The 851-nt window shown below is 51.7% G+C and carries 1 protein-coding gene; it reads left to right on the top strand.

Features of this window, described 5'->3' with window-relative positions; genetic code table 11:
* Positions 1-195: 195 nt before the first annotated feature.
* Complete coding sequence (locus ACR0ID_RS20405; protein WP_480474019.1) at positions 196-654, top strand: hypothetical protein; 459 nt, start codon at positions 196-198, stop codon at positions 652-654.
* Positions 655-851: the final 197 nt, after the last annotated feature.

The following is an 851-nucleotide window of genomic DNA, read 5'->3' as shown; positions in this document are numbered from 1 at the left end:
ACATTGACCACAACATAAACGCTGAGACATAAACAAAGGTGGGTCAAATCTCGGTGAAAATACCGGGTCACTTCTCAGCGGAAATCAACAGCGGGACGAAGCTGACTTTTCAGGTCCGGCTATGCGTTCCTTTCCTAGCAATAAATTTCGTAGTCTCTATCATGCTGGTTTTGCCCCACTGTCGAAGGAAACAACATGTTGCGTTCAATGCTTATCCCCGCAGTTCTCTTTGCGCCTCATTGTCTGACTGCTGCAGAGAAAGTGTCGGCAACGAACTTCTATGTCGTCAACCAAGAGCAAATTTCCGCGGGCGAGGACGTGTTCTGGAAAGAGGACAACTATGGGACTTATACCGTTGACGAGGGACCAATCGATCCTGGTTTTGTCCGGTGCGTGGGCTCGGGTTTCGGCGGACCCAGCGGTGTCAGCGGCGGTGGCGTCTGTGTTTATGGTGAAGAAGAGGACACGTTCACCATGAGATGGGAGGTTGTTGCCTTCGGCGTCAACAACTGGCGGATTGTTTCCTCCACCGGCAAATATTCGGGGATGACTGGAAGTGGAACGACCAAAACACGTGTGGCGTCAAAACTCCTGGCGCTACCGCACCGTATTTCTGACTGGGAAGGCGAGGTTGCCTTGCCCGCTAGGGATTGAAACTCGAACTGAAATGGTCGGGGATGATGCTGATTTGAAAGGTTGGCAAAGCCCGCATTGGGCTTGTTGTCGCCTTTCGTTACTTTTCACATTAATGACCGGTGGCAGCCGATATTGTTGAAAAACAACGTGTTGCTGGCGCAGAGAGAGGCGTACCGAACTGAGCGCGAGTGCCTTTCTTGTCAGGCTTTGCTCGT

It is taken from the genome of Ruegeria sp. AL2 (genome assembly GCF_056540845.1).
Note: the sequence above shows the minus strand (reverse complement) of the source record. Positions and strands in the feature narration are given on the sequence as shown.

What these genes read in the sequence shown, in the direction of transcription:
- ACR0ID_RS20405 (WP_480474019.1), top strand. Translation starts at nt 196, where the DNA reads ATGTTGCGTTCAATGCTTATCCCCGCAGTTCTCTTTGCGCCTCATTGT.